This window comes from Acinetobacter sp. MYb191, assembly GCF_037572605.1.
Taxonomy (GTDB): Bacteria; Pseudomonadota; Gammaproteobacteria; order Pseudomonadales; family Moraxellaceae; genus Acinetobacter; species Acinetobacter johnsonii.
Window position 1 is genome coordinate 104,876 of the sequence record NZ_JBBGZP010000005.1, and the last position, 21,822, is coordinate 126,697.

The following is a 21,822-nucleotide window of genomic DNA, read 5'->3' on the forward strand; positions in this document are numbered from 1 at the left end:
CATTTATCGTTTTTTATTTTGAATATTTTTAAATCACTACTGATTAAGCGCAAAGTATTATATTTTTTATGGCTTTTTTGTTGCAAATGATAAATATTACCATTAATATTTGCGTCAACTTTGATCGTTTTTTTCAATTTTTTTCTCGTCCATCATTGGAACTCTAGTTATGAGTAAGTTTAATCTAAACCCTCTTTCATTGGCATTGCTTGGGGCAATCACCACTCCTGTTTTCGCAGAAACAACAACTGAAGATTCATCTACCCATCAGCTTTCCACTATTGTGGTTTCAGCTGCGGGTTTTGAACAAGATATTAAAAATGCACCAGCTTCAATTAGCGTGGTCACGAAAGAAGATATTGAAAAGAAAAATGCAACCAGCATTGCAGACCTATTAGCAGATGTACCAGGTATCGATATTCGTAATGGAATCGGTAAAACTTCTGGCTTGAATATTAGCATGCGTGGTTTAGACAATAACTATAGCCTGATTTTAATTGATGGTCGTCGTCAAACGACTTCTTCAGATGTCACACCAAATGGTTTTGGTGAATCCTCAAATGGCTTTTTACCACCTTTATCATCGATTGAGCGTATTGAAGTCATTCGTGGACCAATGGCAACTCGTTATGGCTCAGAAGCCATGGGTGGTGTCATCAATATTATTACCAAAAAAATTAGTAATGATTGGAATGGCAATGTCACTGTCGGTGGCAATGTCATGGAGCATGGCAGCGAAGCAGACTCATGGAAAACCAGTGTTGTTGTAAATGGTCCAATTATTCAAGATAAACTTGGAATACAGCTACGTGGCTCTTATTTAGACCGTCAAAAATCTGAACGTATTCCTGGAACGTCAGGTCGTGACCCGCGTCCAAGTGAAGCAGATACCTATGATGTCGGTGGAAAACTAGCATTTAATCTGAATGATCAAAATACTTTCTGGATTGATGGTTTCCATTCAAGCCAAACCTATAAAAATGATGATAACCGTTTAGGTACACTTGATACGCCAGCACGTGCTTCTGGTTATAAAGATGAATTAGAATTTAAACGTGACCAAATCTCTGCTGGTCATGATGGCGACTATAGCTTTGGTAAATGGACCTCATACATCAGCCAAACTCAAACCGAAACGATTGGACGTACAATCCCTCGTAATACTTTCCCGGGAAATGCTTCAGCTGGACAAGATCGAACTTTAAAAAATACTGATTTTGTTGCTGATTCACATATAGTTTTACCTATTGCGGATCATAAATTAACAGTTGGTGCTGAATATAAAGAGGCTGAAATTGCGGATGACATTGCAGGTATTGGCGCTAAATTTAAAAAAGACTCTTTTTCTGTATATGCAGAAGATGAGTGGCGCATCTTAGATAATCTTGGTTTTACTCTAGGTGGTCGTTATGAAGACCATTCAGGCTTCGGTGGCCAATTCAGTCCACGCGCTTATTTAGTTTGGAATACAAGTGATCATCTCACTTTTAAAGGTGGTGTCAGCACAGGTTATAAAGCTCCTTCCGCTAAAGATCTTCATAATGGCATTATTAGTATAACTGGACAAGGCACATCTTTTAATATTGGTTCTCCAGACTTAAAACCAGAAGAATCAATTAACTATGAACTCGGATTCAATTATAATAATGGTAATTTAGACCTTACCACCACTGCATTTTTTAACAAGATTGATAACTTAATTACTGACGGGCCAGAATTACTAAATTGTTTCTCTACAGTAAATCCGAATGCTCCAGGCTGTGTGAGTTATGGTTCACATATCACTCAAGCCAGTTTTGCTCAAAAAATCAATGCAAATGAGGCAGAAACTAAAGGCGTTGAGCTTAGCTTAAAATATACCATCATTCCTGAGTGGGATATCAAAGCAGCATATACCTACATGGAATCAGAAATTACCAAAGGTGAAAACAAAGGTTCTTACCTGAATAACGTGCCTAAAAATGCCTTTAATATGACGTCAACTTGGCATATTAATGAATCCTTGGATCTATGGTTACAACATGAATATAAATCAGAACGTAAGCGCTACAGTACCGTTCAAACAGCAGGTGATTCAGCGATTATTTACAATGCAACAAACAATAAATTAAAGGGCTACAATCTTTTCAATCTGGGTGCCAGCTATGTTGTGAATGATCAGCTCCGTTTTAATGGCGCAGTCAATAACTTGTTAGATAAAGATTTTACAAGCAATGGCACTTATATTGATGCCAATAATAATCCTGCATCTTATTACGATTACATGGTTATTGGTTCAAGCATGTCTGGTACATACCTACCTGGTCGTAACCTTTGGTTATCTGTTTCTTACGACTTCTAAAATTGCAGTATAGAGAACCCTGCTGAGGCAAGGTTCTCTTCTTACATACGGAATATAGATCCAACATAATTTCTACATATTCACTTGGAAAAATACCTTTAAACTTGGCTTGCAAAAAGTAAATTCTAAATTCCAATAACATTATAAAAACATAATCTAATTTTCCAATTTAAATAAAAATCAAAAACTTATATTAAATTCATTACATTATTACATTTATTTTTTCTACACAAATATATCTAAGCATCGACAATTCCAATGCAATAGTTATGCTACAAAAAATAAGAATCATTATTATTCGCATACTAATTTACAACGCTAGAACTAGATTCGTTATGGCCTTCATCAAAACACGTAAAAAGCTGGTTTCTTCAGCAATCGCTTCAACACTCTCTGTGGTTGCAGTCAATGCTGTTGCGCAAGATCAAATCGCGCAATTAGAAACAATTCACACGGAAGCGGCAGCAGAACAAAGTTTGAAAGTAGACAAATCTGCAAACAGCAAGTTCGTTGCTCCCCTACTCGACACACCAAAGTCAGTATCTGTTATTTCTAAACAGTTGATTGAAGACACTCAAGTTACAACTTTAAGCGATGCTTTACGCACAGTACCTGGGATCACACTTGGTGCAGGTGAAGGTGGTAACCCAAATGGTGACCGTCCATTTATTCGTGGTTATAACTCTGAAAGTTCAATGTACGTAGACGGTGTACGCAACTCATCTTCGCAAAACCGTGAAATGTTTGCGATTGAGCAAGTTGAAATTACCAAAGGTTCTGCATCAGCTATGGGCGGTGCAGGTACAACTGGTGGTAGCATCAACATGATTTCTAAAGTTGCAAAAAAAGGTGACTTTTTAGAAGGTTCTGTGGGTGCAGGAACGGATGATTACCAACGTATTACTTTAGACGGTAACAAAGATTTTGGTAATGGTATTGCTGCTCGTGTTGCCGTAATGGGTCACCACAACGACAAAGCGGGTCAAGAAGATGGTACTGAATATGCACGTGCAGGTATTGCGCCAAGTATTACTTTTGGTCTAGACAGCGACACGCGTGCAACTTTAAGCTACTACTACCTCAAAACTGATGATACCCCTGATTCAGGTATTCCATATAACAACCCATTTTCTGCTACAAGTCCTAAAGTAGGCTTAAATGGCAATGGTAAACCTATCGATGTTGAACAAGGCATGTATTACGGCTGGAAAGATCGTGATTTCCAAAAACAGGAAAACCAATCAGGAACGATCAAGCTTGAACATGATCTTACTGATAATTTAACCCTTAGCAATACCGCTGTTTATAACAAATCTAAAAATGACTACCTTTGGACAAATCCAGATGACTCAAAAGGTAACTTTTATAGTGCTACAGGGGCTTTAACAGGAAATGTTTGGGCGCGTGCAAACTCACGTGTAGCCGATACTGATACCTTTACAGACCAATTGGCTTTAACAGGTAAATTTAATACAGGTCGCTTAAAGCACAGCTTTAACTTAGGTGCTGAGTATTCAGACCAAGAAACTGATCGCACCCAATATATTATTGATGGTTTGACTACTACAGGGGCTGCGAATAGCTCATGTAATGCAGCTGCTATTGCTTCAGGCTGGTGTACTTCTGTACAAAATCCGAATCGTGGTCCATGGACAGGCAGCATCAGTACCGAAGGCGCTGACCGTTATAACATTGAAAATGAAAATACCTCTGTTTACTTCCTAGACAGCATTGAATTTAGCCCGCAATGGATTTTAGATTTAGGTCTTCGTTGGGATGATTATTCTGCTAAGCAGACCATGACATATGGCGCGCGTAATAGTGCGGTATTAGGAAGTATTACGACTCCTCCAACAGCAAAAGCTGGTGATAAAGTAGCGATTAAAAACGACTCTGATTTTATCAACTACCAAGTCGGCTTAGTCTACAAACCAGTCGAAAATGGCTCGATCTATGCAAGTTATGCAACCTCATCAAATCCAGTTGGTGTAGATGGTGGTGATGGTTCAGAAGGTATTACAGCAGCTATTCAGAACTTAAAACCTGAAGAAGTTAAAACTTATGAAATTGGTACGAAATGGGATGTGCTGAATGAGAAGTTGAATTTAACCGCTGCGATCTTCCGTACAGAAAAAACCAATACTCGTGCAACGACGGACGAAGGCACAACTCAAAATATCGGTGAGACACGTGTCGATGGTATCGAACTTGGCGTGAACGGTAACATTACGGACAAATGGGCTGTATCTGCAGGTTATACTTATTTAGATAGTGAACTCATTGATGGTGGTTTCGAGAATATTGGTACAACAGCTGCTCCAATTTACGCACCAAACAGCAATAATGGTAAACAAGTTCAAAACGTTGCTAAGAACTCTGCAACACTTTGGACTACTTACCAAGTCATGCCACAGTTGACTTTAGGTGCTGGCGCAATTGCGATGGACAAAGTCTATGCCAATGCTGCAAATACCAAATGGGTACCTGGCTACGTTCGCTACGATGCTATGGCGCGTTACAACGTCAACAAAAATGTTGACCTTCAGTTAAATGTCAACAACTTGGCTGATACACGTTATTTCACTAAAGCTTACGCATCTCACTATGCAACTGAAGCCGAAGGCCGTAGTGCAGTACTCTCTGTAAACTTTAAGTACTAAGTTCGATAGTTAATTCCACAACTTAGTTATGGAACAAAACAAAAATAGCCTCTCATTGAGGCTATTTTTATATATGCTTAAAGACTAAATAGATCTTTCATTTTCAGCAGGTCGTGTTGTGATCCATCATATTCCCAATGTATTAAGCAAAGAACAGGTACAATACTTTCGCCGTGAAATGGCAAAAGTGGAGTGGATTGATGGTAAAAAAACCACAGGATCACTCTCAAAAAATGTAAAACAAAATCAACAGCTCCCTGAAGATGATCCTCTCACACAACACTTAGGCAATATCATCTTAGAAGCACTTGGACAACATCCACTCTTTATGTCCGCTGCCCTACCTTTAGATATTTTGCCGCCTTATTTTAACCGCTATGAACAGGGCGAAACTTTTGGCTTCCATGTGGACAATGCCATTCGCTGGGTAGCCGGAAGCAAAGATCGGATTCGTACCGATGTATCCTGCACTGTTTTTCTAAGCGAACCTGACGAATATGAAGGTGGCGATTTGGTGGTAGAAGACACCTATGGCTATCATGAAGTGAAACTACCCGCGGGTGATATGATTTTATATCCATCTACTAGCGTGCATGAGGTAACACCAGTGACCTCAGGCTGCCGTGTCGCTTCGTTCTTTTGGGTTCAAAGCATGATTCGAGATGATGCTGACCGCCATATCTTATTTAATATTGATCAAACCATTCAAAACCTACGTGTGCAACTCGGTGATCAACATCAAGAAGTGGTCAAGCTAACCAGTCTGTATCATAACCTGATGCGAAAATGGGCTGAACTTTAAAACAATAATCCCAGCTCAACGTTAACTACTGTAGCAACTGGACCGTTCCATGACATCAAAAACTGTTTTGCCACCACTCACCCAAATTCCTGCCTCATTACAAACGATTGCAGACTATGAAATTGAGGCAGAAAAGCATCTGCCTGAGATGGTCTGGCACTATTTGCAAGGTGGTGCTATGGATGAGATCAGTGTTCGGAATAACCTCGCTCAGTTCCAAAACCTGCACTTAATACCACGCATGTTAAGAGATCTCACTCAAGGCAATACGAGCTGTGAAATCTTAGGGCAAATCTTTCCACATCCTATTTTTGTCGCACCGATTGGTCATCAACAGCAGTTTCATCCTGAAGCAGAAGCAGCAACCGCACTGGCAGCAGAAGTACTCGGCAGTAATATGATTTTGAGTACCTTTACCAATACCGATATGCGCACGTTGAAATCAGAGAATCCCTTCAAATGGTTCCAACTGTACTGGCAAGGTAACCGTGATAAATCTTTGGCCTTGCTGAAGCTCGCTGAGGCACAAAACTTCACCGCTATTGTGATCACTGTGGACTCACCACATACAGGCGTCCGTGACCGTGAACGTCGTGCCTTCTTTCACCTCCCTGAAAACATGCAGCATCCGCACACTCCTGCCCATATTCCACTGCCTGAACTGCAAGAAGGCGATCATCCCGTGTTTAATGGACTGATGAAAATTGCCCCGACATGGGATGACATCGCATGGATGGTTCAGCAGACTGATTTACCCATCCTGTTAAAAGGCATCGTCAGTCCACTCGATGCACAACTGGCCATTCAACATGGCATACAAGGCTTAATTGTGTCTAACCACGGCGGTCGTGTTTTAGATACCTGTATTCCTCCACTCAAAGCCTTACAACTCATCAAAAAAGCCGTTCCGCATGACTTCCCTCTTTTATATGATGGCGGTGTGCGTCGCGGCTCAGATGTGTTTAAGGCTATTGCCTTGGGAGCTTCCGCGGTTTTAGTTGGGCGACCATGTATTTATGGTCTTGCCACTGCGGGTGCCTTAGGCGTTGCCCATGTGCTTAAAATCTTAAAAGAAGAGTTTGAGATCACCATGGCGTTGATGGGCACTGCAACACTTGCAGATATACAGCCAGATATGGTCATAGAGTTCTCATAGCCTCTTCAACAAAGCGAATGAAATGAATCAAATTCGTAAAATGAAGAAAAAGATCAAACACATCTCAAAAATACACGGAAATATTTCCCCTAAATATCAAATTAAAGGGAAATATTCTTTCAGATACGACTAAAAGCCATAAAAAAAGAAAAATCTTTTCGACCGAACTGGATTAAACTCTTAAATATAACGTTACAAGGTTACTCACGGTAAATCTAAGTCGTATCAAATATTTACGTTTAAAAACACCCTGAAGACTCCCTTGTAAATAGAGACCATAGACACAATCTATATAAATAGTAGGTTGCTTTTTATTACCCACTCAAATGCAACCCGTACTATGTAAGGAGTTACCTCATGATGTTGGCTGATCCAAGTAAAAAATATCGTCGCATGTATCAACGTGTTGACTTGCCAGACCGTCAATGGCCAAACAACGAAATTACAAAAGCGCCTATTTGGATGAGTACTGACCTGCGTGATGGTAACCAAGCAATTTTTGAACCGATGGACATGGAACAAAAATTTAAAATGTTCCAAATGTTGGTGAAAATTGGATTCAAGAATATTGAAATCGGTTTCCCTTCAGCATCTCAGATTGACTTTGACTTTACCCGTAAATTAATCGAAGAAAATCACATTCCAGATGATGTGTATATCGAAGTTTTAGTTCAAGCACGTGATCATTTGATCCAGCGTACTTTTGAGTCTTTAGCGGGCGCAAAACGTGCCATCGTACATATTTATAATTCAAATGCTCCAACTTTCCGCCAAAAAGTCTTAAATGTCGATGTTGCAGGTGCGAAGCAATTAGCAGTCAATGCAGCCAGCAAAGTGAAAGAATATGCAGCGCAATATCCTGAAACGGAATGGGTGTTCCAGTACAGCCCAGAGTGTTTCTCTGCAACCGAATTAGAAGTTGCAAAAGACGTGTGTGATGCAGTTACCGAAATTTGGGAAGCATCACCAACCAATAAAGTGATTTTAAACTTACCGGCTACGGTTGAAGTTTCAACACCGAATGTTTATGCAGACCAAGTTGAATGGATGCACCGCAACATCGCCCGTCGTGATGGTGTGATTATCTCTGTGCACTGTCACAACGACCGTGGCTGTGGGATTGCTGCATCTGAATTGGCCATTATGGCCGGCGCAGACCGTGTCGAAGGTTGTGTGTTTGGTAATGGCGAACGTACAGGTAACGTCGACGTTGCTGCGATTGCTTTGAATATGTACTCTCAAGGTGTTGCACCAAACTTAGATTTTTCAAATATCAATGAAATCATTGCAACGGTAGAAGAATGCACAGGCTTGCCTGTTCACCCTCGTCACCCTTATGCAGGCGACTTGGTCTTCACAGCATTCTCTGGTTCGCATCAAGATGCCATTAAAAAAGGTTTCGAGTTCCAAAAGAACGAAGAAATTTGGGATATGCCATACTTGCCAATTGACCCGAAAGACTTAGGCCGCGACTATGATGCTGTGATTCGCGTCAACTCACAGTCAGGTAAAGGCGGCATTGCTTACTTGTTAGAAGCAAATTACAACGTGGTGTTGCCACGTCGTATCCAAATTGAATTCTCTCAAACTGTACAAAAACGTACCGATGAAGAAGGCACTGAAATTACCGCACAAGAAATTTGGAAATTGTTCAAAGAAACTTATGTGGACACCAAGGATACGCATTACTCGACTAAAAACTACCGTTTGTATGACAACAACGGTAAGCAAGTGGTTGAGCTTGAAGTTGAAGTGAACGGTGAAACGCAGCAATTACGTGGCGAAGGCAATGGTCCAATCTCTGCAATGTTGGATGCTTTACAGTTACCAATTGATGTCTTGAGCTACGAAGAGCGTGGTATTAGCTCTGGGGCAAATGCAAAAGCCTTAGCTTTGGTTGAGTTACAAGTCAAAGGTACAGGTAAATCAGCCTTCGGTGCGGGTATTCACGACAACATTGTGACCTCATCGATTGAAGCTATTATTGCTTGTACCAACCGCTTAATTGATCAAGGTGTGTTAAGCACAGATCAAGTGATTGCTGCTGCGGTATAAGTATTAGCAATAATAATTAGCACTAAAATGACTTTAGAAGGATACCCTCAAGTGGTATCCTTTTGTTTATTAACCCCAAAGATTTAAGGCGAATTATTCCTGTGTCTTTTCCTGCTGACTCCGTGGGTATCGTTAGTCCACAAAAGTTTACTTTTGAAGAGCCCTTAGAGCTCGAATGCGGTCGTATTCTCCCTCGTTATGAACTGATGGTTGAAACCTATGGTGAGCTCAATGCAGATAAATCCAATGCGATTTTAATTTGCCATGCACTATCGGGTCATCATCATGCTGCGGGTTACCATCATGCTGACGATAAAAAACCGGGTTGGTGGGATGCTTGTATTGGCCCAGGCAAAGCGATTGATACTTCAAAGTTTTTCGTGGTTGCACTGAACAATATTGGGGGCTGTAGCGGTTCAACAGGGCCAACTTCACCAAATCCTGAAAATGATAACCGTCCTTATGGTCCTGACTTTCCTTTAGTCACCGTCCGTGACTGGGTTAAAACCCAAGCTATTTTATCTGATCATCTGGGTATTCAAGTCTGGAGTGCGGTGATTGGTGGTTCGCTGGGTGGTATGCAAGCTTTACAATGGTCGGTTGATTATCCTGACCGTTTACAAAAATGCGTGATTATTGCCAGTGCGCCGAAACTGTCTGCTCAGAATATTGCCTTTAACGAAGTCGCACGACAGTCAATTTTGTCTGATCCAGACTTCCATGATGGTCGCTATCTTGAAAATGATAGCTATCCAAAACGTGGCCTAATTTTGGCACGTATGGTCGGTCATATTACCTATCTATCTGAAGAAGCCATGAAACAAAAGTTTGGCCGCGACTTAAAGTCAGGCAAATTTATGTACGGCTTCGATGTCGAATTCCAAGTCGAAAGCTATTTGCGCTATCAAGGTGAGCAGTTCAGCCGTAACTTTGATGCCAACACCTACCTGATTATGACCAAAGCTTTGGATTATTTTGATCCTTCGCGTGAGTATGAACAGTCTTTAGTTAAAGCCATGTCACAGACCAAATGTCAGTTCCTTGTGGTGTCCTTTACCACCGACTGGCGTTTTACCCCACAGCGCTCACAAGAAATTGTGGATGCGCTGATCACCAACCACAAACCGGTGAGCTATTTAGATATCGACGCTGAACAAGGCCATGACTCATTCCTGTTCCCGATTCCTTTGTATGTAAAAGCATTACGTGCATTTTTGGGTGGTTCTGAACACCTTCAAGCAACTCAGGAGGCTGTGTAATGCGTATTGATCATCAGCTGGCAGAAAAATGGATCAAACCTGATTCTAGCGTACTCGATTTGGGTTGTGGTGACGGTGAATTACTGGCTCATATGAGCAAAAAGCACAATATTCGCGCATATGGACTGGAAATTGATCAAGAAAAGATTGCAATTGCGGTCGGTCGCGGGTTAAATATTATCCAACAAGACTTAAACTTGGGTTTAAGCCGCTTTGCAGACCAGTCTTTTGACTATGTCGTTATGGCACAAGCCTTGCAAGCGGTAGATGCACCAGATGTTTTATTACGTGATATGGTGCGCGTAGGGAAACAGGCGATCATTACATTTCCGAACTTTGCCCATTGGAAGACCCGCTCTTTCTTGGCACTGAAAGGAATGATGCCTGTTTCTGAAGCTTTACCGTACATGTGGTATAACACGCCCAATATCCACTTATGTACTTTCCGTGATTTTGAAGCACTTTGTGCGGAAAATAACATCAGAATTATTAATCGACTCGCTGTAAATGGGGATCAACAAGATAGTTTACTCAGTAAACGTCTCCCGAATTTGTTTGGTGAAGTCGCAATTTATCGAGTGAGCGCTCTATGAAAAAACTATTCTTAAGCACGACACTATTGGTTGGACTTTTGAGCATTCAAGCTCATGCAGATTATGTTTCCCCAACCACGTCTGTTGCGAGTCAAGCTGCACAATATTCTGTTATGGATATCAATAGCTTAATTAAAGCAGCAAAAGCAGGTCAGCCTGCTGCGCAGTTCTATCTTGCAACTAAGTATCAACAAGGTAAAGACATCTCTGCAGATGAACGACAGGCCTTTGCTTGGTACAAAGCCGCTGCAGATCAAGGTCTTTCGGCCGCTCAGCTAAATGTTGGTCGTATGCTTGCAGATGGCCTAGGCACCAAAAAAGATGAATCTTTAGCGCGTCAATACTTTGAAAAAGCAGCCAGCCGTGGTGATAACCGTGCAAGCTTTAACTTGGCGATGATGGAAGAGCAAAAGAAAAACTACATGGGTGCTTATCAATGGTATGAGCTTTCAACTCGTGATGGCATGCTCGACAATAAAGTGATTACACTTTCTGAAGGCAAGAAAACAGCCTTGGCGGCAAACTTAACACAAGATCAAATTCGTCAAGCACGTGACCGTGCAGACAAGTGGATTCAAGCTCAATAAGCTTTTATTTCCATACTCAGCACCTTCGGGTGCTTTTTTATTGCCTATCCATGAGTAGGACTTGTTAAAATAACCCCATAATTTTTAAAGCACGGATCTTTCACATGGCATCAACTGATTGGTTATCGCAAGGTACGTTAGTCCTCGCAAGCAATAACAAAGGCAAAATTGCGGAATTTGAAAAATTATTTGCAGAGCTCAACTTACCTGTTGAAGTGATTGCTCAAGGTAAATTGAATATTGAAGATGCCATTGAAGATGGTCTAAGCTTTGTCGAAAATGCGATTATTAAAGCACGCCATGCTTCTAAAATTTCAGGAAAACCAGCCATTGCAGATGACTCTGGGATTTGTGTCCCTATTTTAGATGGTGCACCAGGGATTTACTCTGCGCGTTATGCAGGTGAACACGGCGATGATGCTGCCAATAACCAAAAATTATTAGCTGAACTCAAGCCACTGCGTAAAGATGGTCAAGCAATTGAAGGCATGTTTGTATGCGTGTTAGCGTTAGTACAACATGCCGATGATCCTCTGCCGCAAATTTTCCAAGGCATTTGGAAAGGTGAAGTACTGGAGGCTGCACGTGGTGAAAATGGTTTTGGTTATGACCCACTGTTCTGGTTACCCGAGTTAGGGCTTTCAAGTGCAGAAATGAGTAAAGAAGAAAAAAATAAAATCAGCCATCGTGGTCAGGCGATACAACTATTTAAAGTCAGTTTAGAACAATAAAAACTAAGCTGCGCAATGTTGCCCCTTCTCCCCTCGGGGAGGACGGTGGCAAAAGATTTTCTATATTCTCTTCTATCGCCGTTGCGCAGCACTACGCATTTCCAGCTAAAAGTGAGTGTTTAAATTAAAGCAAATACATGCAGCAATAAACCATAAATACTCACCACGACACAGCTGATGATCGTACCTGAAGCAATATATTTTGCCGACGTGCCTGTACCCTGATAATGCGTTTCCAAAGCCACAATATTGGCTGCTGGCGGTAAACAAAACAATAAGAACATCACCCCAATATATTGTTCAATATCAGGAATAGCGAGGTAACGATAACTCAGCCCACACAGCACCACGCCGCATGCCAATTTTAATAAAGCCGTCTGACTACTTTGCCACAGGTCCGCTTTCTCAACTTTGGTGTGCCTTAACCACATGCCCAATACGCACATGCCAGAGAAGCTCATACCAAATTTGGCTGCACTATAAACCACATCAATCAGATCATGCTGTGACCAATGTTGTACCCCAACGGAACGAAAAATAAGGGCCAGAATCAAAGCAATCATGGGTGGAGCACAGAGCACTTTTTTTAAAATAAATGAAAAAGGTAACGGTGTTTGGCTCACAGCCGTAACTGCCCAGAGATTGCCAAAAATAGAGCCACCGATATATAAGGCCACCATTGCTGGACTAATTTTTGTGCCAAACAACGCAATCGCAAAAGGAAAGCCTAACCATGCCATATTGACATAACTAAAACACAGGGCGCTTAATTTATTCTTTGAAAAATAGAGGAAAAAGTAAAATAAGAGCACTGCCACGACAAAACTGAATAGCATCAGACTAAAGCTACCAGCCTGATAAAAAACCATGTTGTAGACAATAACAATTGGAATAAAGCAACGCGCTAAAAGACTTGAAAAGCCTGTTTTCAACCGTGTTGCCAAAGGGGTGGATGCAAGGAGTAAACCACTAAGAAAGGCCAACAGAGGGAGCAGCAACGTCACTTCAATATCCTTGAAATTTCACCGAATCATCATAACACTGCTTTTTCTCAAAATCTGTGCGAAGCGATCGTTTTGTCTTGAAATTGAAACATCATCGTCACCGCAATGTCACACAAGCCTGTTGATATAGGGAAAACGAAAAATGATGAGGATCTACCCATGGCGGGACTATCAATTTGGCACGTACTAATTTTTGCAATTGTGGTTATTCTTCTTTTTGGTACAGCCAAACTTAAGAACTTAGGCAAAGATGTCGGCGGTGCGGTGAAAGACTTTAAAAAGTCGATCCGTGATGAGGATGCTGAAGCAGCTCAACTCAATGAGCCACGTACCTTAGAACATCAAAATAGCAACACAACCAACTCAACCGTCAAACATTAAGTCATTGGAGTTTTGCAATGCTCAATATCGGCATGACAGAGCTTTTGGTATTTGGCATTATCGCACTATTGGTTCTTGGACCAGAGAAATTACCTGAAGCAGCGCGCTTTGCGGGCAAGTGGTATGGCAAAGTCAAACGCATGGTCAGTAATGTGCAAAATGACATTGACCGTGAGCTACGGATGTCTGAATTACGTGAACAAATGCAAAATGAAATGAAGCGAATTCAGGAGCTTGAACAAAAGATGCAAGCTCAGATGCAACACATACAACAACAAAATATTTTGGCAAATGAAAAACACCAAGAAACTGCCACACTCGATAATAAAAATATCTCCCATACTTATCAGTATGTGAATCAAAAGGCACCTGTATTACTGACACTTCAGCCTATGAAACACAAGTCATCTGTAGATTCGGCACCTTATTTAGACTGTGTTCAAAATAGCTTTGAACCGATGCGGGAGGCTGTATGAAATCTAACAACTTAAGCCCTGTAGTGACGCAAGACTCAGAGCAACTGCTGCTTGAAGAAATGCCGATTACTAAGCACTTGATCATCTTAAGAGGTCATTTATTTAAAATCGTCGGTTTAATTCTCATTTTGTTTTTTTGTTTATTGCCTTTTGCCAATCATAGCTACCAAATGCTATCTGAACCCTTACGAGCACAACTTCCAATTAGCTCGTCTATGATTGCAACAGATGTTACCGCCACCTTTATGGCGCCATTTAAACTAAACTTTTTTGTGGCTCTCATGCTGGCCATGCCTTTTATCATTTATCAGCTTTGGGCTTTTGTAAAACCTGCGCTATACGAAAAAGAAAAATCGCTCGCAACGCCTCTTTTGATTGGTAGTATTGCTTTGTTTTATGCAGGTGTCGCTTTTGCTTATTTCATTGCGCTGCCATCCATTTTGCACTTTTTTATCAGTGTTTCCCCTGACACTGTGGCCCCAATGACAGACATCAACAGCTATCTCAGCTTCTGTCTAAAACTGTTTTTGGTTTTTGGCTTAACATTTGAAATTCCTATTGTTACCTTGATACTCATCTTGATTGGGGTAGTGAGCACACAACAATTGGTTGAAAAACGAAAATTCATTATTGTCGGCTGTTTTTTTGTTGCAATGTTTGTGACCCCACCTGATGCTCTTTCGATGATTATGCTCGCGATACCGATGTGGCTTTTATTTGAGATTGGTCTCTTTTTGGGAAAACTGATTGAAAAAAAACGCGCGGCTGAAGCTTAAGCTCCCCGATTGAAAACAATGAGCAGGCAAAATTGCCTGCTTTTTTTATGGCTAAATGTGCTAACCGATCATTTCATGTTTTTGACATATAAACTTCACCACGCTGTCATATTGACGCTTTACCTTGTTTGTAACTTTCTAAAAACGACCAAGCAAAGACGCTAGGAAAACTTATGACTGAGCAAATGCCTTTTAACGACGATTATGATAGTAATAATTCGGGGAATGCTGAATTTTCAGAACTTTTTAATAAAAAAATTACACGTCGTGATTTAATCACTAAAACGGCGGGAGGTGCTGTTGCACTGACATTAGCAGCGTCTTTGACGGGCTGTGGTGATGACGACAATAACGACTCGACACCCACAACACCAGTTACACCAGATAAAAACCAAACGCCAAGTTCACTAAAGTTTAAAGCCGTAAATAAAAACGTGTTAGATCAAGTTAGCGTTCCAGAAGGCTATGAGGCACGTGTTCTATATGCGCTTGGTGACCCGATTTCTGATGGACTCACAGAATGGGACGAAAATAATATTCCAACAGGCGCTTCATTTGTTCGTCGTTCTGGCGAATGTCATGACGGTATGACCTTCTTTGGCATGACCAATAGCCGCTTCGATGCAAACCAATCAGACTCAGGTCTATTGGTCATGAATCACGAATATGTCGATGACAAAAAAATTCTACACCCTGCTGTTAATACAATTAATGCAGCAGTTCGCTCAGAAGATGAAGCACTCCGTGAAATTAACTGTCACGGTGTCTCAGTGATTGAACTGAAAAAAGACAGCAAAACGCAACTGGTAGGCATCAATAAAGCTTCAGTGTTTAACCGCCGTGTTACCGCTGCTTCACGTATTGAGTTTACTGGTCCAGTGAAAGGTAGCAACCTAGTTAAAACCAAGTTCAGCCCAAATGGCGATTTCGGTTTAGGCACCATCAACAACTGTGGTAATGGCTATACTCCTTGGGGCACCTATCTAACTACAGAAGAAAACTTTAACCAGTATTTCTCGCGTGATGACATTGGTCGTGATGCCAATAGCATTGTGGCATTAGACCGCTACAAAATTCCTGCGGCAAGCTCATACAAATGGCATACCGTCAAAGCCACTGAAGACTCACGTACAAATGATATTAAAGATCTCAATATCCAAGATATCTATGACCGTTGGTTAACCAAAGTATCGGGTGCTGAAGCAAAAGATGACTTCCGTAACACGACGAATACCTTTGGCTGGATTGTTGAGATTGATCCTTTTAATGGCAGTCACACCCCTGTTAAACGCACCGCACTCGGTCGTTTTGCACACGAAGACTGTCGCGCAAGCCGTGCTATTGCAGGTCAGCCACTCGCATTCTATATGGGTGATGACTCTCAAGGCGAATATATCTATAAGTTTGTCTCTGACGCACTTTGGGATGCTAAAGATGTCAATGGTGGTTACACGGCTGGTGACAAATACATGAACAGCGGCAAACTGTATGTTGCGAAGTTTAACTTTGATACAGCGACACAAAAATCAACAGGCGAATGGGTTGAACTCAATATCAATAACCCGCTTATTTCGGCTTATGCAAAATACAAATTTGCAGATCAGGCTGACGTCTTGGTAAATACTCGCCTTGCAGCAGATGCAGTGGGTGCAACCAAAATGGACCGTCCAGAGTGGGTTGCAGTCAATCCCAAAAATGGTGAAGTCTATGTGACTTTAACCAACAACAGTAGCCGTGGTACAGCTCACCCCCTGGACTCTGCAAACCCACGTAACTATGCAGATGCCGACAAAGGCGGTAGTCCTAAAGGAAATATTAACGGCCATATCATACGTTTCAAAGAAACTGGAGATGTCGTTACTGCATCAACCTTTACATGGGACATTTTCCTATTCGGCGCTGAACAAGACTCTGTTCAAGATGTTAACCTGTCAAAACTTGGCGCAGACAATGACTTTTCAAGCCCAGATGGCATGTGGTTCGACCCACGTGGTGTATTGTGGATTCAAACAGATGATGGTTCATATACAGATGAAACCAACTGTATGATGCTCGCAGCGCTTCCTGGTCAAGTCGGCGATGGTCAAGTTAAAACGACAGCTGGTTTACCAACGCCTACAGGTGCGGAGCTAGACAACACCAAACTCCGTCGCTTCCTCACTGGCCCTGCAGGTTGTGAGATTACAGGCGTTACGATGACACCTGATTACAAAGCTATCTTTATCAACATTCAGCACCCAGGTAATAATTGGCCTGCGAATCATCCATCTGCATTAAATCTAAGCAAAGCGGTATTAGGCTCTCGCCCACGTTCTGCCACATTAGTCATTACACGTGTAGATGGTGGTGCAATTGCTGGAGAAGCATTGGAAACGACCAAAGTATCTTAAGTCATTCCATAAAAGATGCCGACTTATGTCGGCATCTTTTTATGGTTTAAAGAGTACGGCCTGTTCCGTGATTTTTCCTTTACACTCACCCTGCTGCTGCTTTTCAAGCCAAGACCATTGTTCATGGGTCATGCACAGGAAGTTAGAACAGCGTGTTCCATAAATAGGGCTTTGAATAAAGGTCGAAGACAGTAATTCTTCCATATCCTGACTAATCCCAGTTTGCGGCAACAAGTCTGAAATAATCTTTCGTTCATCCTCCAGAATATCCCAAGCTGTCTTCTCTAACTCGCTTTGTAAGACGTTGGATTGTTGCAACATCGGTAGGAACTCTTGAGTAAAGCGCTTACGTAAATGTTTGGTTTTTTCCCAATGTTCGGTCATCAAACCATTTGACACCACATATACGCCTTTCGGAAGAACCTGTGGTGCTTCACCACGATTGCTCATGTAGACCGCCTGATGCTGATCCCCCATAAAAAGATTAAAGCCCGCATAGTCACATTGTTTTTTCTCTAAAGCCTGCGCAAAACGAATCGGAGTTTGTTCAGACTCTAAAAAGGATTGAATCAAATGTCCACGAGTCGTTGGATAGCTGGTTTGATCCTTTCCATCGCGAAAGTTAGTCAAAACCGCCCAACGTCCTGTTGGTGTTATACCCATCCATGTACCGCCAGACTGCAAATCTTGCCCTGCAATAATCGGACTATTTTCCCATTGCTTTAAATGGCTCGAAGGACGCTGATAGAACTCATCTCGATTTGAAATCAAACACAATGGCATCTCATCCAAGACCTGCCATGCTATTGCCACAATACACATAAACGATACTCATCATCTTTACACATTGAATGTACAACATTTTTCATCTCTTTCAGCTAAAATCTGTTCAAAACATAATGACTAGGAATATGCATGCTGACCTATCCAAATATTGACCCCGTCGCAATAGCACTTGGCCCTTTACAAGTTCATTGGTACGGACTGATGTATTTATTGGCCTTTTTGTTTGCTTGGGGACTTGCAAGCTACCGCGCGAAAGAACGTGGTTGGACACCAGATATGGTCTCCGATTTGATCTTTTATGGCGCTCTAGGTGTGGTTATTGGTGGTCGTGTCGGTTACGTCTTCTTTTATGGCTTTGAGCAATTCCTTGCCAACCCTATTTGGCTATTACAAGTCTGGACAGGCGGAATGAGTTTCCACGGCGGCTTCTTGGGTGTAATGCTTGCCATGCTGTTCTGGTGCAAGAAATACAAAATGACTTGGTTCCAAACCCTCGACTTTATTGCGCCATGTGTACCTACAGGGCTCATGTTTGGTCGTATTGGTAACTTTATTGGCGGAGAGCTTTATGGTCGTCCTGTTGCAGACCCAAACTTTGCACTGGGTATGATTTTCCCAACCGATCCGCTACAGCTGATTCGCCATCCTTCTCAGCTCTATCAGGCCTTTTTTGAAGGGTTATTGTTGTTCATCGTACTGTGGTGGTTCAGTTCAAAGCCACGTCCTCGTATGGCGGTTTCAGCGTTATTCCTGATCGGTTATGGTATGGCCCGCTTCATCGTCGAGTTCTTCCGTGAGCCTGACAATGGGCAACTATTCATCGCATGGATGAGTAAAGGTCAATTCCTCAGTCTGCCAATGATTTTGGTTGGTACGTGGATGATGTGGTATGCCTATCAAAAGAAAATCTATGATTGGGGCCCACAAAAGAATAATGGCTAATCCGATGAGCGGATTAAATATTGGGGGCATCATTGCCCCCTTTTTTAGGACCAAATTATGCTAAAGTGACATATGTTTGGTTTTTAAATACATCACTCCCATGCTCGAATTTTGGTTTAATCCCTCAATTTCTATTCTTAAAAAATTACTTATTTTTATCGCAATTGCTGTTGTAACAGGTGTGTTGTATTGGATGGAACCCCTGAGCCTCAATGCCATTTTAATGTTCTTGGGTACGGGGATTATTTTTCTGATTTGTCGTTACTGCAAAATTCACTTTGCGGCCAAAAATCCTACAGGTTTTCTGTATCGTCTACTGACTTGGATTCCTATTGCCCTACTCTTGGCGTTGATTTTTATGAATATTAAAGATGGTGAGCTGCTGATTCCAGGTGCACAAGGGATTGGTTTTATGGCGCTGGGGATTTGCCTATTTTCCCCCCTATCTCTTTTGCATAACAATACTCAGCCTGAGTCCAAATAAACCATGTTGAACTTCTGGTATTCTGAACGCTGTAGCCGTCAAATTAAACTCATCATTTGTATTGCAACTTGCGTGATGATTTTTATGGCAGCACAAGTTCAACAGCTTGGCACAATCTTTATTGGTTTGAGTCTAGTGATTGGCATTGCAACGCATTTGCTACGTGGTGTGCAATTGAAGATTGCTCAGGACAATCCGTATCGGGAAGGCTTTTCGCGTTTGGTTATTTTTCTGCCCCTAATTGCCCTGATTTGTTTGCTCGGCTATTTACCCGCTCAAGATAAAATTGCGCTTGCGCTCCAGTGCATCGGCTTTAGTGGAATTGGTTTATTTTTAGTATCGATTCACGCACAGCGTGAAAAAAGAGTTTAATCAGGATGCGGAGTTACTCTACATCCCGTCAACATCTGCTTAATCCATTCGATAATAGCTGTAGTTCACATTTTGGTTACGGTAAACCGCATAACCACTTTGTTTAAAATCAGAAACCCAGCCATTGCCTGAATAAGCGGCAATATGTCCATAACGGTTTTTTGCAGTACGGTCGATAATATAAATATCGCCTTTTTTAGGTTGATCAAAAGATAAGTTGATTTTACGATAACCAATGCTGGTTAAGGTCTTACCCCAATCTGCCGCAGCCACAGGATGACTCTTGAAGCGTGCACCCGCAGACTCTAAGCCAATACGAATACTTTTAGCACATTTTTGGGTACTGGTTTGACGGGTAATATTTCTTAAGAAACCTGTAAACTTTTCAAGATCCACACGCTGATGGTTACTAATGGCCCTTTCTCGTGCCTGCTTCGAGCTTAAAATATCCGAAGCGGTGACATTTCGCTCTGACTGAGAACGTATTATGATATTGGTTTGCGCAGGCGCATAGACGTCATTCATATTTACGTTTTGATCATAAGGCATACTAAAACCAACTCTCCTCCCAATCATTAGGGGTGTGCAACTTTTCGAGTTCGAAATACTAACCGCTCAGCATTGAACTTTCATGTCGTAAATGTAATATTTTTTTTCAAAATGCAACACAACCTTTCTAAAGTTTTCTTTTCTCTGTACTTTTTGAAACCTAAATTAACTAAAAAAATTTAATCCTTCACCAAGTGCTATTCGCCTCAAGCCCAAATGTTTCAACATCGGCAACGAAGTCCTTAAATATGGAATGGATTGCCCATCTAAACGACTGCCTATTTAGATCCAATACAACTAAATTATTTCAGTTTAAATCCTGCACAAAACCACTTTAATCTGGTTTTCTGTAATAGCTTTCACATAACTTTTATATGAGTAATCATCTTGCCTGACTTACTAATCTCGGGTGCGCAATAAGGCACAATTCAGTATAATCATCCGCAGATTTTATAATTTAGAGTGGAAAGAACAGGCACTTCTATTAAGAGGTCTGTTCCCCCAAAGTGTTTATTTGAGAGTTTTATGAAAACGTATTTAGACCTGTTACAACACATCCTCGATCACGGTGGTTATAAAGGCGACCGTACTGGTACAGGTACGCGCTCGGTATTTGGTCATCAAATGCGCTTTGATCTTTCTCAAGGCTTCCCTTTATTAACCACTAAAAAAGTACACTTTCGTTCGATCGTGATTGAACTGTTGTGGTTCTTAAAAGGCGATACCAATGTGCAATACTTACAGGACAACAAAGTCAGTATTTGGGACGAATGGTCAACCGCAGAACAAACTGCGCGTTTTGGTCGCCCAGAAGGTGAACTGGGGCCGGTGTATGGACATCAATGGCGTAATTTCGGTGCAACCAAAAAAGCCGATGGTTTGTATGAAAAAGATGGTTTTGACCAAATTGCTTGGTTGGTCAATGAAATTAAAACCAATCCAAACTCACGCCGTCTGATTGTATCGGGTTGGAATCCACAAGAAGCGGGGCAAGTCGCCCTTCCTCCGTGCCACACCCTCTTCCAGTTCTTTGTCCATAACGGCAAACTGTCTTGTCAGCTCTATCAACGCAGTGCCGATGTTTTTCTAGGTGTGCCTTTCAATATTGCCAGTTATGCGCTACTCACTCATATGATCGCGCAAGTCTGCGGTTTAGGCGTGGGTGACTTTGTCTGGACGGGTGGTGATACGCATTTATATGCCAACCATTTTGAACAAGCGAAGCTTCAGTTAAGCCGTGAACCTTTAGGGCTTTGCCAACTGAAACTCAATCCAGCGGTTAAAGATATTTTCGACTTTAAATTTGAAGATATCGAAATCGTGGGTTATGAATCACATCCCGGGATTAAAGCACCTGTCGCTGTTTAAAGCAGATAAAGCCCAATACAATCTCGCCTTGAATCAGCGGGATTGAGATTTACCTATAGATGTTCTTCCTCTCCTTGAGGAAGAATAAGAAATATGACCCAACATTTGAG

General features: G+C 41.6%; 20 protein-coding genes. 17 read left to right on the plus strand and 3 right to left on the minus strand.

Features of this window, described 5'->3' with window-relative positions; translation table 11 throughout:
- Positions 1-169: 169 nt before the first annotated feature.
- The 9 genes from WH214_RS00540 (at position 170) to rdgB (ending at position 12,184) form a co-directional block, all read left to right on the plus strand.
- Positions 170-2,341 (plus strand): TonB-dependent receptor domain-containing protein, encoded by a 2,172-nt coding sequence (locus tag WH214_RS00540; protein WP_339421723.1) that lies wholly within the window; start codon positions 170-172, stop codon positions 2,339-2,341.
- A 335-nt stretch (positions 2,342-2,676) separates the two neighbouring features.
- Positions 2,677-5,001 (plus strand): TonB-dependent receptor, encoded by a 2,325-nt coding sequence (locus WH214_RS00545; protein WP_339421724.1) that lies wholly within the window; start codon positions 2,677-2,679, stop codon positions 4,999-5,001.
- A gap of 118 nt (positions 5,002-5,119) precedes the next feature.
- Positions 5,120-5,803 carry a Fe2+-dependent dioxygenase gene (locus tag WH214_RS00550; protein WP_339992713.1) on the plus strand — a complete coding sequence of 228 codons (684 nt, stop codon included), beginning with the start codon at positions 5,120-5,122 and terminating at the stop codon, positions 5,801-5,803.
- Between the two features lie 49 nt (positions 5,804-5,852).
- Positions 5,853-6,959 (plus strand): alpha-hydroxy acid oxidase, encoded by a 1,107-nt coding sequence (locus WH214_RS00555; RefSeq protein ID WP_339421726.1) that lies wholly within the window; start codon positions 5,853-5,855, stop codon positions 6,957-6,959.
- 357 nt (positions 6,960-7,316) lie between these two features.
- Positions 7,317-9,014 carry a 2-isopropylmalate synthase gene (gene leuA, locus WH214_RS00560; protein ID WP_004979043.1) on the plus strand — a complete coding sequence of 566 codons (1,698 nt, stop codon included), beginning with the start codon at positions 7,317-7,319 and terminating at the stop codon, positions 9,012-9,014.
- Between the two features lie 101 nt (positions 9,015-9,115).
- Complete coding sequence (gene metX / locus WH214_RS00565) at positions 9,116-10,273, plus strand: homoserine O-succinyltransferase MetX (RefSeq protein WP_126038232.1); 1,158 nt, start codon at positions 9,116-9,118, stop codon at positions 10,271-10,273.
- Positions 10,273-10,866 (plus strand): methionine biosynthesis protein MetW, encoded by a 594-nt coding sequence (gene metW, locus WH214_RS00570; protein ID WP_004979039.1) that lies wholly within the window; start codon positions 10,273-10,275, stop codon positions 10,864-10,866. The genes metX and metW overlap by 1 nt, the downstream gene beginning before the upstream one ends.
- Positions 10,863-11,453: a tetratricopeptide repeat protein gene (locus WH214_RS00575; protein ID WP_004692440.1), complete on the plus strand. Its 591-nt coding sequence runs from the start codon at positions 10,863-10,865 to the stop codon at positions 11,451-11,453. The genes metW and WH214_RS00575 overlap by 4 nt, the downstream gene beginning before the upstream one ends.
- Before the next feature lie 104 nt (positions 11,454-11,557).
- On the plus strand, positions 11,558-12,184 hold the full coding sequence (gene rdgB, locus WH214_RS00580; RefSeq protein ID WP_339421727.1) for an RdgB/HAM1 family non-canonical purine NTP pyrophosphatase: 627 nt from the start codon (positions 11,558-11,560) through the stop codon (positions 12,182-12,184).
- 119 nt (positions 12,185-12,303) lie between these two features.
- Here rdgB and WH214_RS00585 read toward each other — a convergent pair whose 3' ends face one another.
- Positions 12,304-13,188, minus strand: a complete 885-nt coding sequence (locus WH214_RS00585; protein WP_339421728.1) for a permease — start codon at positions 13,186-13,188, stop codon at positions 12,304-12,306.
- 159 nt (positions 13,189-13,347) lie between these two features.
- Here WH214_RS00585 and tatA point away from each other — a divergent pair, with 159 nt between their 5' ends.
- The 4 genes from tatA to WH214_RS00605 all read left to right on the plus strand — a co-directional run bounded on the left by tatA (position 13,348) and on the right by WH214_RS00605 (position 17,211).
- Positions 13,348-13,569: a Sec-independent protein translocase subunit TatA gene (tatA, locus tag WH214_RS00590; RefSeq protein WP_078425212.1), complete on the plus strand. Its 222-nt coding sequence runs from the start codon at positions 13,348-13,350 to the stop codon at positions 13,567-13,569.
- A 17-nt stretch (positions 13,570-13,586) separates the two neighbouring features.
- Positions 13,587-14,045, plus strand: a complete 459-nt coding sequence (gene tatB / locus WH214_RS00595) for a Sec-independent protein translocase protein TatB (RefSeq protein WP_339421729.1) — start codon at positions 13,587-13,589, stop codon at positions 14,043-14,045.
- Entirely contained in the window at positions 14,042-14,821 is a 780-nt protein-coding gene (gene tatC, locus WH214_RS00600) for a twin-arginine translocase subunit TatC (RefSeq protein WP_339421730.1), read from the plus strand. The genes tatB and tatC overlap by 4 nt, the downstream gene beginning before the upstream one ends.
- 173 nt (positions 14,822-14,994) lie before the next feature.
- Positions 14,995-17,211, plus strand: a complete 2,217-nt coding sequence (locus WH214_RS00605) for a PhoX family protein (protein ID WP_339421731.1) — start codon at positions 14,995-14,997, stop codon at positions 17,209-17,211.
- Positions 17,212-17,250: 39 nt separating this feature from the next.
- Here the strand turns inward: WH214_RS00605 and WH214_RS00610 are convergent, their stop codons facing one another.
- Positions 17,251-18,033 (minus strand): NRDE family protein, encoded by a 783-nt coding sequence (locus WH214_RS00610; RefSeq protein WP_339421732.1) that lies wholly within the window; start codon positions 18,031-18,033, stop codon positions 17,251-17,253.
- 93 nt (positions 18,034-18,126) lie between these two features.
- Between WH214_RS00610 and lgt the strand changes: the two genes are divergently transcribed.
- The 3 genes from lgt to WH214_RS00625 all read left to right on the plus strand — a co-directional run bounded on the left by lgt (position 18,127) and on the right by WH214_RS00625 (position 19,795).
- Positions 18,127-18,939: a prolipoprotein diacylglyceryl transferase gene (gene lgt, locus WH214_RS00615; RefSeq protein WP_339992714.1), complete on the plus strand. Its 813-nt coding sequence runs from the start codon at positions 18,127-18,129 to the stop codon at positions 18,937-18,939.
- Between the two features lie 100 nt (positions 18,940-19,039).
- Positions 19,040-19,423, plus strand: coding sequence for a hypothetical protein (locus WH214_RS00620; RefSeq protein ID WP_183174976.1), 384 nt, complete (start codon positions 19,040-19,042; stop codon positions 19,421-19,423).
- 3 nt (positions 19,424-19,426) lie between these two features.
- The gene (locus WH214_RS00625) at positions 19,427-19,795 is read left to right on the plus strand and encodes a hypothetical protein (protein WP_279669606.1); all 369 of its coding nucleotides are present in this window, start codon (positions 19,427-19,429) and stop codon (positions 19,793-19,795) included.
- A 39-nt stretch (positions 19,796-19,834) separates the two neighbouring features.
- Here WH214_RS00625 and WH214_RS00630 read toward each other — a convergent pair whose 3' ends face one another.
- Positions 19,835-20,344 (minus strand): CHAP domain-containing protein, encoded by a 510-nt coding sequence (locus tag WH214_RS00630; RefSeq protein WP_087011366.1) that lies wholly within the window; start codon positions 20,342-20,344, stop codon positions 19,835-19,837.
- A 525-nt stretch (positions 20,345-20,869) separates the two neighbouring features.
- Here WH214_RS00630 and thyA point away from each other — a divergent pair.
- On the plus strand, positions 20,870-21,712 hold the full coding sequence (thyA, locus tag WH214_RS00635) for a thymidylate synthase (RefSeq protein ID WP_339992715.1): 843 nt from the start codon (positions 20,870-20,872) through the stop codon (positions 21,710-21,712).
- Positions 21,713-21,822 lie beyond the last annotated feature (110 nt).